10 protein-coding genes are annotated in these 13,300 nt (G+C 66.1%); 3 read left to right on the forward strand and 7 right to left on the reverse strand.

The annotated features are described in order from the left end of the window. The first annotated feature begins 17 nt into the window (after window positions 1-17). Window positions 18-683 carry an alpha/beta family hydrolase gene (locus tag ACSVIE_RS00760; protein WP_426002533.1) on the forward strand — a complete coding sequence of 222 codons (666 nt, stop codon included), beginning with the start codon at window positions 18-20 and terminating at the stop codon, window positions 681-683. A gap of 27 nt (window positions 684-710) precedes the next feature. On the opposite strand, the gene ACSVIE_RS00765 is transcribed toward ACSVIE_RS00760, so the two are convergent. The 3 genes from ACSVIE_RS00765 to ACSVIE_RS00775 all read right to left on the reverse strand — a co-directional run bounded on the left by ACSVIE_RS00765 (window position 711) and on the right by ACSVIE_RS00775 (window position 4,388). Then, entirely contained in the window at window positions 711-2,804 is a 2,094-nt protein-coding gene (locus ACSVIE_RS00765) for an elongation factor G-like protein EF-G2 (protein ID WP_426002532.1), read from the reverse strand. 163 nt (window positions 2,805-2,967) lie between these two features. Next, complete coding sequence (locus tag ACSVIE_RS00770) at window positions 2,968-3,741, reverse strand: M50 family metallopeptidase (RefSeq protein WP_426002530.1); 774 nt, start codon at window positions 3,739-3,741, stop codon at window positions 2,968-2,970. Between the two features lie 29 nt (window positions 3,742-3,770). Beyond that, a complete protein-coding gene (locus ACSVIE_RS00775) occupies window positions 3,771-4,388 on the reverse strand; it encodes a TetR/AcrR family transcriptional regulator C-terminal domain-containing protein (protein ID WP_426002529.1) in 618 nt (205 codons plus the stop codon). Window positions 4,389-4,538: 150 nt separating this feature from the next. Here ACSVIE_RS00775 and ACSVIE_RS00780 point away from each other — a divergent pair, with 150 nt between their 5' ends. Together ACSVIE_RS00780 and ACSVIE_RS00785 are read left to right on the forward strand one after the other, a co-directional pair. Beyond that, window positions 4,539-5,996: an APC family permease gene (locus ACSVIE_RS00780; protein ID WP_442422716.1), complete on the forward strand. Its 1,458-nt coding sequence runs from the start codon at window positions 4,539-4,541 to the stop codon at window positions 5,994-5,996. Continuing rightward, complete coding sequence (locus tag ACSVIE_RS00785) at window positions 5,986-7,605, forward strand: amidohydrolase (RefSeq protein ID WP_442422717.1); 1,620 nt, start codon at window positions 5,986-5,988, stop codon at window positions 7,603-7,605. The genes ACSVIE_RS00780 and ACSVIE_RS00785 overlap by 11 nt, the downstream gene beginning before the upstream one ends. Before the next feature lie 4 nt (window positions 7,606-7,609). Here the strand turns inward: ACSVIE_RS00785 and hrpB are convergent, their stop codons facing one another. The 4 genes from hrpB to ACSVIE_RS00805 form a co-directional block, all read right to left on the reverse strand. Further along, window positions 7,610-10,240 carry an ATP-dependent helicase HrpB gene (hrpB, locus tag ACSVIE_RS00790; RefSeq protein WP_442422718.1) on the reverse strand — a complete coding sequence of 877 codons (2,631 nt, stop codon included), beginning with the start codon at window positions 10,238-10,240 and terminating at the stop codon, window positions 7,610-7,612. A gap of 35 nt (window positions 10,241-10,275) precedes the next feature. Further along, on the reverse strand, window positions 10,276-11,319 hold the full coding sequence (locus ACSVIE_RS00795) for an NAD(P)-dependent alcohol dehydrogenase (RefSeq protein ID WP_442422719.1): 1,044 nt from the start codon (window positions 11,317-11,319) through the stop codon (window positions 10,276-10,278). A 191-nt stretch (window positions 11,320-11,510) separates the two neighbouring features. Further along, the gene (locus ACSVIE_RS00800; RefSeq protein ID WP_426002522.1) at window positions 11,511-12,056 is read right to left on the reverse strand and encodes a Clp protease N-terminal domain-containing protein; all 546 of its coding nucleotides are present in this window, start codon (window positions 12,054-12,056) and stop codon (window positions 11,511-11,513) included. Between the two features lie 152 nt (window positions 12,057-12,208). After that, window positions 12,209-13,144, reverse strand: a complete 936-nt coding sequence (locus tag ACSVIE_RS00805; RefSeq protein WP_442422720.1) for a 5'-3' exonuclease — start codon at window positions 13,142-13,144, stop codon at window positions 12,209-12,211. Between the last annotated feature and the right edge of the window lie 156 nt (window positions 13,145-13,300).

Genomic DNA, 13,300 nt, shown 5'->3' on the forward strand with positions numbered 1-13,300 from the left:
TGCAGCATGATGGATACATGCCTGTCACCGAAACTGCCCTGACCATCGCCACGGGAGACACCAGTGTTTCCGCCCTGCACCTGCAGCCGGACCAGTCCACAGCCATGCTCGTGGTGGCCCACGGGGCCGGAGCAGGCATGGAGCATCCGTTCCTCCAGGGCTTCGCGGAAGCCATGGCCCGGGAAGGCGTCAGCACCCTGCGTTTCAATTTCCCCTACCGGGAAGCCGGACGCCGGTTCCCGGACAGGCCACCGGCCGCCATTGCGGCGTGGCAGGACGTCATGCGGACGGCAGCGGTGTTGGCTGGAGATCAACCGGTGTGGGCCGCGGGTAAATCCTTCGGCGGGCGGATGGCCTCCATGGCCGTTGCCGAGGGCATGCCCGCCCGGGGCCTGGTGTATCTGGGCTATCCGCTGCATGCTCCCGGAAAACCGGAGAAACTGCGCGATGAACACCTGTACGGCGTCACCGTTCCGATGCTGTTCCTGCAGGGCACCCGCGACACTTTCGCAACGCCGGAACTGCTGGAAGCGGTGGTCAGCCGAATCGGCCCGACGGCGGAACTGCAGTGGCGTGAAGATGCGGACCATTCGTTCGCGGTCAAGGGTGTCAAACGCAGCGCTGCTGAGACCGGGGCTTCGCTGGCCCCCGTTGTGGCAGCGTTCCTTGGGACCACCCGCTAACGCGGGGAACGGGCAGGCACCGGACCACTACCGGGGCGCAGGCTCATGCCGCAGATAGCTGCGGCGGAACCTTCCCGTACCGGCAGTCAGCGCCCGGAGTTCGATGGCGTACCGCAGCAACTCCTGGTCGGGGACCTCCGCGGTGACGTCCGTGCCGTCGCCGGCTTCGGCTGCAGACGTGCCTGTCACCCGGCCCCGGCGGCCCGAGAGATCGCTCATCACCGTGCCGACGTACTCGTCCGGGACACTGACCACCACGGCGGACACCGGCTCCAGCAGTTGAATGGTTGCTGCTGCGGCGGCTTCCCGGAGGGCGAGGGCACCAGCTGCCTGGAAGGCTGCGTCCGATGAGTCAACGCTGTGGGTCTTACCGCCCACCAGCGTCACTTTGATGTCCACCACCGGGAAACCAGCGGAGACTCCTTTGAGCATCTGCGCGCGCACGCCTTTTTCGACAGATGCCACGAACGTGGCAGGGATGACGCCTCCGACGATCCTGTCCGCGAACTCGAACCCCGCGCCGCGCGGCAGTGGTTCCACCTCAATGTCGCAAATGGCAAACTGGCCGTGGCCGCCGGACTGCTTGACGTGCCGCCCGTGCCCTGTTGCCTTGCCGGCAAAGGTTTCCCTGAGTGGAGTGACCACGTCCACGGTTTGCAGCTTGATACCCTGGCCGCGCAATCGGTCCAGCACCACCTCGGCGTGCGCTTCACCCATGCACCACAGGATCAGCTGGTGCGTGTCCTGGTTGCGTTCCACCCGCAAGGTCGGATCCGCCGCCGCGATTTTTCCGATGCTTTTGGCCAGGGCGTCCTCATCGCTGCGTGATGCTCCCTCAATGGCCACCGGCATGAGGGGTTCGGGCATGTTCCAGGTTTCCAGCAGAAGCGGAGCGTCCCGGTCCGACACGGTGTCGCCCGTTTCGGCCGCCGCCAGCTTGCTGATGGCACAGATGTCGCCGGCAATGCTGAATGGTACGGCTTTGAGGCTGGATCCCACGGGCGAGTAAAGGTGGGTGACCCGTTCGTCGCTGTCGTGGTCCTCGTGCCCCCTGTCCGCGAGGCCGCGACCGCCGATGTGGATTGGCGAGTCCTCGCGAAGGGTCCCGGAGAAGACCCTGACCAGGCACACCCGCCCCAGGAACGGATCTACCGTAGTCCTGACCACTTCTGCGGCCAGCGGCCCTGCCGGGTCGCAGTCCAGGTTCTTCAGCGATGATCCGTCCAGCGCCATGGCTGGTGGAGGGACCCGTTCCAGCGGAGATGGCAGGGCATCGGTAAAGAGCGACATGAGTTCCGGCAGTCCCAGTCCCGTTTCAGCGGAGGTGGGGATGACCGGAAAGAACGCGCCCCGGGATACGGCCGTTTCGAGGTCGCTGACGAGGTCCGCCAGGGGCAGTTCTTCGCCACCGAGGTAGCGGTCCATCAGGGTTTCGTCTTCGCTTTCGGCGATGATCCCCTCGATCAGCGGTCCGCGGGCTTCAGCGATGGCGGCATCGTTGTCCGTGCCGTGGAGGACGCCTGCAAGCTGTTCGCCCGGGGCGCCCGGGTCGGGCAGGTACAGCGGCAGGACCGCTTCGCCGAAAGCTTCCTGGCAACGCACGACGGCGGCACGGAAGTCCGCGCGTGGATGGTCCAGTTTGCTGAGGACCACCGCACGCGGCATGCGGATCTTTTCGCACTCGCCCCAGAGGGCAACGGTGGCACCGTCGATGCCGTCCACGGCCGAAACAACGAAGAGGGCCGCATCAGCGGCCCTCAACCCTGCGCGCAGTTCGCCGGTGAAGTCTGTGTACCCGGGGGTGTCGATGAGGTTGACCTTGGTGTCGCCTGCAATGATCGGCGCGACCGACAGGGAGACTGAGCGTTGCTGGTGGATCGCCGAGGGGTCCGAGTCGCTGACGGTGGTGCCTTCAGTGATCGAGCCCATCCGGGTGATCGCGCCCGTGGCTGCCAGGAGTGCCTCCACCAGCATGGATTTACCCGCCCCGGAGTGCCCTACAAGAGCTACGTTGCGGATGGTGGCGGGGTCCGTGGAGGCCAACGCCGTACCGTTATCGCTCTTCCGCGTGTCGGGCGACCCCGGCGTCCTGGCTGATTCCCGCGTGCCCTTCGAGGACATGGCTAACCTCCTGGGGGTCGTTTCCTGCTCGTAGCTTCCACAACGTGGGGTTCGAACGTGTACAAGGATTGGACACCCTCAGGCGACCACAGGGCAAGGGCAGGTGCGTGCCCAATCCGGCAGGCCGCCGTCGTCCCTGGCTTCCTGCGGCGGTTGGTCCGGTTCAGGCCGCGAGCGCCTGCCACAGGAAGAGCACCGACATGACCGCGCAGGCGAGGACCACAGCTGTCATGCCCGCAAGCCAGATGAACGCCGGAACTCCGGTGGTCCGGCCGAGGATAAAGGCGTCGGATGCCTGCAGCCGGTGCCGGTGCCGGGTATGGACGCCTGCCAGTTTCAGGAGGTCGCGGACCGATCCGACGGTCAGGGCTATGCCGAGGACCATGATGGCGTAGCTGATGACCTCGGGAGTGCCGAAAAGGAGCAAGGCCTGGGCGGCGGCTGCGCTGACGACAGCCACGAGGATACCCGTGGCGTTCCGGAGGAAGACCAGGGAGACCAGCAGGACGATGGCGCCGATGGACATGGCCGCGCCGGACCTGCCGGCGGTAAACGCCCATATGAGTGCAAGACCGGCGACAGCAGGCGCCGGATATCCCCAGAAGCCGGACCAGGCCGCACCGAAGGCGCCCCGGCCGCTGCTGACCAGGCGGCCGGAGTGGTCCAGGCCGATGCGGAGACTGTGGACGAAGCGTCCGGTCATGAGGGCGGCATAGGCATGGCCGAGTTCGTGGACAAAGGTCACATACAGCCCGAACCACCGCCAGGTGGCGCGTGGAACGCTGAGGGCAACGGCGCAGCCGATGATGCCAAGGAGGGCTGTAGCCGGCACCGCGGTGGTGTGCGTTTCGGTAAAGCTTCGGATGACCGCCTCCCACCAGGCTGCCGGGAGGCCGGTGGGATCGGTCAGGGTGCCGGGTGTTGCGGTGACTGTCACCGTGGCATCCTACGGAACAAGTCTGGGAGTCAGGAGACAGCGGAGCGCGGCCGGGCACGAAGCCCTGCCACCAGGATCTCGAGGCCGAAGTCGAAGGCGGCTTCCCCACGCGCATCCGGCGGGCCGGCATGGTTCAGGGCCGTGGTGAGGCTTGGGTAGCCCTGGGCAGGCGGCGCCCAAACGACATCCGGGGCGGCAAGATCCAGGGCGAAGCCCAGTGCGAAGCTGTCGATGGTGGAAATGGCCGAGACGACGTCCTGCCCTTGGAACCCCGCCCTTTCCAGGGCGACAGCGAGGTTCTCGTAGAGCGCCAGCACCTGGGGATCCTGGACTGTTTGGAGCACGAGCAGCGGCGCCAGCCGCGGGTGCCGGGCGAACGCGTCGCGATAGCTGCGGACGATGGCACGCAGCGCACTTTCCCAGTCGGGTGCCACGGAAAGGTCATAGGGGGTTTCGGAGATGATGCGGCCCCGCATCAGTTCGAGGATCTCTTCCCTGCCGCTGACGTGGTTGTAGATGGACGACTGGCTGACGCCGATCCGCTTGGCAAGCTTCGGCAGGCTGAAATCGCCGGCCTCGTCCACCAGTTCCAGCGCCGCAGTGACCAGGGCGTCGATGGAAATGAGCGGCACAGGGGGGCGGGGCATGGGTTCTCCAATCAGGGTGTTGTTACGACTCTAGCCATTTCTTCCGGCGGGGGTATTGTGCCCGGCATCACAAACCCCTACGATAAAACGAAAGGCTTTCGCTAAACGCTGCGGAACTTCACACATCTCCCCCCATCCCTTGAGGACATCATGTCTGACACTGAAACCCGTCCCCCGGCAGCCGACGCCGGCAACGGCTTGAAAAGAAATGCCATCGGCACAGGAGGCATCGCCTTCCTGGTGATCTCCGCCGCGGCCCCCCTGACCGTCATGGCCGGTGTGGCACCGGTAGCCATCGGCATCGGGGGCATTGGCGCCCCCATGGGCTACCTCACCGCAGGCGCCGTACTGTTGGTCTTCGCCATTGCCTTCATGGCCATGACCAAGCACGTCAAAGCAGCCGGCGGCTTCTACACCTACATCACCCTGGCCTTGGGCAAGACGGTCGGACTGGCTTCGGCGATCCTGGCCATTGTTTCCTACAACTGCCTGCAGATCGGCGTGTACGGCCTGTTCGCCGTCCAAACCCAGGCGATGCTGAAGACACTCTTCGGCCTGGACGTCCCGTGGCCGGCTGTAGCCCTTGGCGCCATCGCGCTGGTCTGGCTGCTGGGCTATCGCGGCATCGATGTCGGGGCGAAGGTCCTGGGGGTCCTGCTCGTGGCGGAGACCGCGATCCTCGCGGTCATGGGAGCGGCCATCCTCGCGCGCGGCGGGGCGTCGGGAATCAGTTTCTCTTCGTTCTCCCCCGACCACGCCTTCACCCCGGGCGTGCTGGCGATCCTCGCCATTTGCTTTGCTGCTTTCATGGGCTTTGAATCCACGGTCCTCTACCGCCGCGAAGCCCGCAACCCGGACAAGTCAGTGCCCCGGGCCACGTATGTCGCCGTCGGATTCATGTCAGTGTTCTACGCGTTCATCGTCTGGACCGCTATCCAGGCCTACGGCGACGGGGACGTCGTGGCCGCCGCGGGTGAACTCGCTGATGGCATGTTCTTCGCCACGATCAACCACTACGTTGGCCCGTGGGCCGAAACAGTGATGTACGTCCTGATCGTCACCAGTGTCTACGCCTCACAGCTGGCCTTCCACAATGCCATCAACCGCTACGTCTACATGCTCGCCAAGGACGGCGTCCTCCCGGCCTTCCTGGGAAAGACGCACCCCAAGTACCAGTCGCCGCACCGTGCCGGCCAGGTCCAGACCATCCTTGCCGCGGCAGTCATCAGCGTCTGCGCGATACTCGGCGCGGACCCCTACCAACAGTTGCTCATATGGGTGAACACCCCGGGCATTGTCGGCATCGTGGCGTTGCAAGGCCTGGTTTCCGTCGCCGCTTTCATCTACCTGCGCCGGAACCCTGCGGCGGTCACCCACCGGCTGATGATCCCGCTGAGCATCGCCTCCGCAGTCCTGCTGTTCGGAGTCGTGTCGCTGATCGCCATCAATATCGAACTGCTGACCTTTGCCGATGCCCTGACCAACTCGATCCTCCTGCTGATCACCCCCGTTGTTTTCCTCACAGGCCTGCTGGTCGCCCGCAGCCTTCGAAAAAACCGCCCCCACGTCTTCACCCGGATTGGAAGCTTTGAAACGCATGACTCCTGACCTGATCGTCCTCGCTGACACCGTCCACACGCTCGACCATGACGCCACGTCCCCGGTACAGGCCGTAGCTGTCAGTGCCGGTGTCATTACCGCAGTCGGTGACCGGGACGACGCCGCCGCATGGCGCAGCCACGGCACGAGGGTCCTTGACCTCGGCGGTGCCACGCTTTCCCCTGGCCTGGTCGACTGCCACATCCATCCTGTGTTCGGGTTGGACCTCACTGTGGGGTGCGACCTCAGCGCGGCGGACTCCCTGGAAGAAGTGCGCTCACTGCTCCGCGCGGAAGCGTCCACTGACAGTGGCTGGCTGCGCGCCTGGGGCCTGAACCCGAACGCGTTTGGCCCCACGCCCCTGCACCGGGATGCGCTGGATGATGTCTCCAACGGCAAACCCGCCTTGATACGGCTCTTTGACGGTCACTCCGCACTTGCCAACTCCAAGGCCCTGGAGATCGCCGGGGTCCACGGCAGACGGGAGTTCGACCAGACCGCGGAGGTGGTGTGCGATGCGCAGGGCACACCCACCGGAATGCTCCTTGAGGCCGCAGCCATGGAACTGGTCCAGCGCCACATACCGCAGGAGTCCTTTGACCAGCGGAAATCCCGGTTGGCCGCACTGCTCAACGGTTTCGCCCGCTCGGGGCTCACCGGCGGACACATCATGGACCACAGCAAGGAATCGGCAGAACTGTTTGCGGCGTTGGAAGCCGACGGCGACCTGCCGCTGAGGCTTCGTTCCGCCCCTTGGTGCATGCCTGGCACCGGGGAAGCCGACTGGGAGCTGCTGGCACGCACGGTCGGCACCGGGGGGCGGCGGTGGTCCGTGGAAGCGATCAAGCTGTTTGTTGACGGAACCGTGGACAATGGCACCGCCTGGCTCCATGAACCCGACCTGTACGGCGAATCCACTGCTCCGTTCTGGCCGCGCCCGGAAGAGTACACGGCGGCCGTGCACTTCTTCGCATCCCGGGGCATCCCGACTGCCACCCACGCCATTGGCGACGCCGGAGTGAAACACGTCCTGGACGCTTTCGGCTCCCTCCCCTCCGACACCTTGCGGCGAGCCGTGCACAGGATCGAGCACATCGAAACCGTTCCCGATGACCTGGTGGAGAGGTTCAGGACCGCGGGGGTGGTCGCCAGCATGCAGCCCACTCACTGCACCCACTATTCCCTGGCCGACCACAGCGACAACTGGTCCACGCGATTGGGGCCGGTCCGTGCCGACCGCGCCTGGCGATGCCGCGACCTCCGCGATGCCGGAGTCACGCTGGGCATCGGATCCGACTGGCCGATTGCGCCCTACGAGCCGCTTCCGATCATGGCTGATGCCCGGTTGCGGCGCCGCTCGGGCCACCCCGACCAGGCCCCCATCGCGCCGAAACAGGCACTGACTGCCCTCCAGGTGCTGGAAGGCTACACCTCGCATGCGGCCAGGGCGGCCGGACTGTGGGACGTGTCAGGCTCCATTTCCGTAGGCAAGCGGGCCGACTTTACCGCCTTCGAGCTGGATCCCCTCACGGCAGAGCCGGATGCACTCGGCGCCAGCAGCGTGGTGGCCACGATTGTGGACGGAGAAATCCAGGCCATCATGGACCGTCTGGGATAGGGCGCTACATCCTGTTCCTGGTCCGGGCGGTCGCCGGCGCGGTCCACGGGTCTTCGGGCCAGGGGTGCTTGGGGTAACGCCCACGCATCTCTGCCCGGACCTGTGCGTAGGGGCCGGACCAGAAGGAAGCAAGATCATCGGTGATGGCCAAAGGCCTTCCGGCGGGCGACAGAAGGTGGAAAAGGACGGGAACCCGTCCGTCGGCAAGACGGGGCGTCCTGTCCCAGCCGAAGCATTCCTGGAGCTTGACCGCAACAACGGGCCGGCCGGCGTCGTGGTTTCCTGCACCGGTACCCGAAACGGGAGGATAGTCGATCCGGATCCGGGAGCCGCTGGGAACTTCCAGGCGCTCTGGCGCCAGACTGTCCAACCGCGACGCCTCCGGCCACGGCAGCAGCCGACGAAGCGGATCCGCCAGGTCAATTCCCCGTGCAGGCTTCCCGGCGGCGAGTGCCTCAAGTTCCGGGCCAAGCCATTCGTCCACGCGGACCAGGAGCGCGTCCTCACTGACGTCCGGCCACGGCTCCCCTACTGTCCGGTGCAGCAACGCAAGCCGGCGACGCAAGGTCTCAGCAGCTTCCGACCAGCCGATCAGGGACAAGCCCGCCGAGGACAGCGACCGTGCCACGGCCTCCCGGGCCGACTCCGCGCTGGCCCGGACGGGCGTTGACGACAAGACGATGGCCCCGAGTCTGCGTTCCTGGCGTGCTGTGACCTTTCCGCCGGCAAAAGCAGCTGTGGTTTGTTCCACCAGCAACTCCGGTGCTGCCGCGATGGCGAGGTCGAGGGACAGCGGGGCAGCTGCCCTGATCACCGCACCGGTTCCTGCTGCGTCGCGGCCCTGCGCACGCGCTACCTCCGACACCGCCAGCCATTCCTGCCCCGCGAGGGGGCTCGCTGCCGACAGCCCTGCCCTGGTACCGGAGGTCAGCAGGTAGCTGGGGGAACCGGTTCCGGGCACACGGCGGGCAATCCTGTCGGGAAAGGCCAGGGCGACCACGAAGCCAAGGGCCTGCCGTGGAGTTACTGCCGGTTTCGGCCGGTGGTGCCCGACGGCGGCAGCATCCTGGCGTACCATCCCCGCCATGCGCTTGACATCGTCGCTGAAGCGCCGGGCCGCAGCGTCCTTGCCATCGCGAAGTGCCGCAAGCAGCCGGGTGAGATCGGAGTCAGGGGCCCGGTAGTCTCCAGCGACCAACGCCACAGTTTCTGCCGCGGCCTGATGGTCCACCATCGCTGAACCGTCAATCAGTGCCCGCGCCAAGCGCGGATCGGCCGGAATCCTGGCCAGGGTTTGTCCAAGCGGGGTGGCAGCGCCGGCGGAGTCAACAGCACCCAGCTCCCGCAGGACTTCCACCGCGTCCTCCATGGCGCCGCGCGGGGGCGCGTCGGGGAGGGCCAGCCCCTTGCCCTCCGGCGTGCCCCAGCAGGCCATGACCAAGGCGGCAGCGGCCAGGTCGCTCACGACGATCTCCGGTGTCTGGTGGTCCGGCGCGGCAGCAAATGCCTGCTGGTCATAGCAACGCACCACCTTGCCCGGTCCTTGTCGGGCAGCACGCCCGGCACGTTGGTCCGCTGACGCCTTGGAGCACGAGACTGTGACGAGCCCTGTCATGCCCCGCGAGGAATCCCTGCGCGGTTCACGGGACAGCCCGGAATCGATGACCAGCCGGACGCCCGGAACCGTCAGCGAGGATTCGGCCAGCGCAGTGGACACGATGATCCGGGGCAGGCCGCCGGGAAGACGCCCGGAAACTGCCTTGTCCTGCTCCCCGGGACGGACCTGGCCGTGCAACTCCAGGACATCGACCGAAGAGCCGAGAGTGTGGCGCAGGGCTGTTGCAACCCCTGATACCTCGCGGACACCGGGGACAAACACCAGGGCATCGGCAGCCGGCTCGTCAACCAGCAGCGCGCTGAGGGCCGAGGCGGCCACCCCGGCCACATGGTCAAGGAAAGCCCGGGTCACGCCGCGTTCGTCCAGCCGTGGCGCGCTGGCCGGGGCCCAGCTGACCTCGAGGTGGTGCAGTGCGGAGGGCGAGTCAACCACCGGAACCGGCGCGCCGCCGTCGTACCTTGACTGTCCCAGCAGCGCAGCGAACCGTGGCGCATCGAGCGTTGCGGACATGGCCACCACGGTGAGGTCGCCGCGAAGTTGGCTGACGTCGGCCACCATTCCCAGCAGGAGGTCGGTCTCAAGGCCGCGCTCGTGGACCTCGTCCAGCACCACGGCGTGGATGTCCTCCAGACCCGGATCGGCCAGCAGCCGGCGGAGCAGGATTCCCGGCGTCACGAACTCCACCACCGTATCCTTGCCCGCTTTGCTCTCACCGCGGACCGTGTAGCCAACACGTCCGCCGAGCCGGCTTCCGTCCAAGGCGGCGAGGCGCCGGGCGGCCGAACGCGCGGCCACCCGGCGGGGCTGGGTGACCACCACACGCGGGCCCCGCCCCGGCCTCATGCCCGCCGCCAGGTTGGCGACCAGGGGCGGGACGAGGGTGGTCTTCCCGCTGCCCGGAGGTGCTTGCACCACTGCCATGCCTCCGTCGCCCTGCTGCTGCAAAGCCTCACTCAAGGTATCCACAGCGGCGCCGAAGGCCAGGCCCTCTCCGATGGTGTCCAGTCCGAATATCACCCCACCATTGTCCCCGGCCTGCGCCGGGCGGGGGGTCAGCCGATGGTGGAGGTGTCGATGACAAACCTGTAGCGGACATCGGAGGCGAGGACGCGTTCGTAGGCGTCGTTGATCCTGCTTGCCGGAATGACCTCGATCTCGGCCCCGAAGCCGTGTTCGGCGCAGAAGTCGAGCATCTCCTGCGTCTCACGGATGCCACCGATCATGGAACCGGCGAACCGGCGGCGGCCACCGATGAGGGCAAACGCGTTCACCGGCAGCGGCTCCGCCGGGGCGCCGACGTTCACCAGCGTCCCGTCAAGGGTCAGCAGCTGGAGGTAGGCGCTGATGTCGAGGGAGGCACTCACAGTATTGATGATCAGGTCGAAGGTACCTGCAAGCTGTTCGAACGTGGCCGGATCGCTGGTGGCGTAGTAGTGGTCGGCGCCAAGTTTGAGGCCGTCTTCCATCTTCTTGAGCGACTGGGACAGGACGGTCACCTCGGCACCCATGGCGTGGGCGATCCTGACCCCCATGTGGCCCAGGCCGCCGAGGCCCACAATGGCCACCTTCTTTCCGGGGCCCGCTCCCCAATGGTTGAGCGGGGAGAACGTGGTGATGCCGGCGCAGAGCAGCGGGGCCGCCACGTCCAGGTCGAGGCCGTCCGGGATGGTGACGACGAAGTCCTCGTCCACCACAACGTGCGTGGAGTAGCCGCCCTGGGTGATGGTTCCGTCACGGTCGACAGCCCCATACGTCCCGATGTTGCCCTGCAGGCAGTACTGCTCTTCGCCTGCCACGCAGTTGGCGCACTCCTTGCAGGAGTTGACCATGCAGCCAACGCCAACACGGTCGCCGGCTTTGTGCCTGGTCACGGCCGATCCGACGTCAGTGACGATGCCGGCAATTTCGTGTCCGGGAACGAGGGGATACTGCTGCGGCCCCCAGTCACCGCGGACGGTATGGATATCCGAGTGGCAGATCCCGGCGAATTTGATGTCGATCCGGACATCGTGCGGGCCCGCTTCCCGGCGCTCAATGGTGGTGGGGATCAGGTCGCCTGTTGACGAAGGGGCAGCATACGCGTGGGCGGTAGGCATATTTCTCCTGCTGGAAGGTCAATGATGGATGGTTCCATTCTTGCCTCATCATTCCGGCGGTAGGGAGTCCCTGCTGTAACTGGTACTGGGAGGACCACCCACCAGGACTGTCGGGAAAGGATCCCCTGGATGCCATGCGCTCCGGGGGATCCTTCCTGCGGCGTACTCAGCCGCCTGGTGCAGCAGCCGTCCTAGCGGCCACCACCGCCGATGACCCCGGCCTCGACTGCCTTGGTCACTGCATCCGCTTCAGCCTGCGTGAGCTTGCCGTCCGTAACGGCCTGGTCCAGCCTGGTCTTGAGCGCCGCCGAACGCTCGGCCTTGGCCTCGGAACGGATCTCCTCCAACGCCGTGGTCACCTTCGATTCCTCCACGCCCAGTGCCTCGGCCAGTGACTTGGCCAAGGCCGCGTCCTGCGCCGTGCGGTCAGGCTTGGTACCCTCCGCGGGAGGCGTGGTCGGCTTGTTTGCCTCGCGGAACGCCTGGAGCGCCTCGGTGACCTTTGCTTCGTCCACACCCAGCTTGTCTGCGAGGTCGGCAGCAATCCGGCCACGGTCATGACCGTGACCTCCTCCGGGCCTGCCCTGGCCGTCGGTGGGGGCCGTGGCATCCGTGGACGACGAAGCCGTTGGCGTCGGGGTGGTGGTTGCCGAGGCAACACTGGTGACGCCCATTGCGGCCCCCAGGGCCAATGCGCCGGACGCGATGCCCAACGCGATTCTCTTGGTGGTTGACATGTATCTCTCCTTGATGGACGGTAGGGGCGATCCTGCGCCGCCCTGTACCTACCTTCCAGCGGCCAACCAAGGCACTGCTGTTTCCAGGCTGTCATTTTCCTGTGAAGGCCGGCCGGTCCCGTGAGAGCCGCTGTCCACCGGGAATGTGAGGATCACGTCCTGGCGTCGAGGGCTTCCAGGAGCCGTTTGACCGCGCCTCCCAGGTTCCAGTCCACGGCCAGCTCCGTGAGTTCCTCCCGGGCCCGGCCCGTGACCGGCCGCAATTGCGCTCCTGCTTCAGTAAGGGTGGGAACGTCAAGGTCACGCACTACACCCACGACGGCGGGTGCTGCTTTCAGATAATCGGCTGCGGCTTCGAGCTTGGCCCGCACGGCAGCGGACAAACCGCCGTCGGGATCGTTTGCCGCCTCGAGCAAGCCTGCAAGTGACCCGTGCCCGGCGAGCAAGGAAGCAGCGGTCTTCTCTCCGATGCCGGCCACTCCGGGCAGTCCGTCCGACGCATCTCCCCGCAAGGTGGCGAAGTCCGCGTACTGCTGAGGGAGCACACGGTACTTGCCGACCACCACGACATCAGTGACTACCTCAAGGTTCTTCATGCCGCGTGCTGTGTAGATGACGCGGACATCCCGTTCATCGTCCACCAACTGGAAGAGGTCGCGGTCACCTGTCACCACGTCCACGGGCATGTCCGCTTGGCTCGCGTAGGTCCCCACGACGTCGTCGGCTTCGTGGTCGTCCACGCCCACGGTGGCGATCCCCGCGAGGTCCAGGACGTGGCGGATCAGGGGAATCTGGGCTTCGAGGGGGTCGGGAACGGTTTCAAGGTCCGGTGCACCCGTGACAATCTCTGCCACGCGGTGGGCCTTATAGCTGGGTATCAGGTCCACCCGCCACTGGGGGCGCCAGTCGTTGTCCCAGCAGGCCACCAGATGGGTGGCTTCGTAGTCGGTGACGAGTCTGGCAATCATGTCCATCAGCCCGCGGACGGCATTAACGGACGTTCCGTCCTGCCGGCGGATGGAATCGGGCACGCCGTAGAAGGCGCGGAAGTACAACGAGGCAGTATCCAGAAGCATCAGGCGAGGCATAACTGATCCTGACACGTCCGGCCGGCATGCGGGGGTAGGCAGCGGGTGCCGCGTCGCAAGAAGAGGAGAAGACTTGAACGACGTTGTGACGGGCATTACGATTGTTTGAGCGATAATAGAACGGATCGTTCTATTATAGAACACATCCACAATAAG

Origin of the sequence: Paenarthrobacter sp. NCHU4564, from assembly GCF_052156435.1 — a bacterium.
Classification (GTDB): Bacteria; Actinomycetota; Actinomycetes; order Actinomycetales; family Micrococcaceae; genus Arthrobacter.

Bases quoted from the DNA above. Each gene is read 5' to 3' on its own strand.
- ACSVIE_RS00800 (WP_426002522.1), bottom strand. From the start codon at position 12,056: ATGTCAACCACCAAGAGAATCGCGTTGGGCATCGCGTCCGGCGCATTG.
- ACSVIE_RS00765 (WP_426002532.1), bottom strand. From the start codon at position 2,804: ATGTCCTCGAAGGGCACGCGGGAATCAGCCAGGACGCCGGGGTCGCCC.
- ACSVIE_RS00805 (WP_442422720.1), bottom strand. From the start codon at position 13,144: ATGCCTCGCCTGATGCTTCTGGATACTGCCTCGTTGTACTTCCGCGCC.
- ACSVIE_RS00780 (WP_442422716.1), top strand. From the start codon at position 4,539: ATGTCTGACACTGAAACCCGTCCCCCGGCAGCCGACGCCGGCAACGGC.
- ACSVIE_RS00775 (WP_426002529.1), bottom strand. From the start codon at position 4,388: ATGCCCCGCCCCCCTGTGCCGCTCATTTCCATCGACGCCCTGGTCACT.
- ACSVIE_RS00795 (WP_442422719.1), bottom strand. From the start codon at position 11,319: ATGCCTACCGCCCACGCGTATGCTGCCCCTTCGTCAACAGGCGACCTG.
- ACSVIE_RS00785 (WP_442422717.1), top strand. From the start codon at position 5,986: ATGACTCCTGACCTGATCGTCCTCGCTGACACCGTCCACACGCTCGAC.
- ACSVIE_RS00760 (WP_426002533.1), top strand. From the start codon at position 18: ATGCCTGTCACCGAAACTGCCCTGACCATCGCCACGGGAGACACCAGT.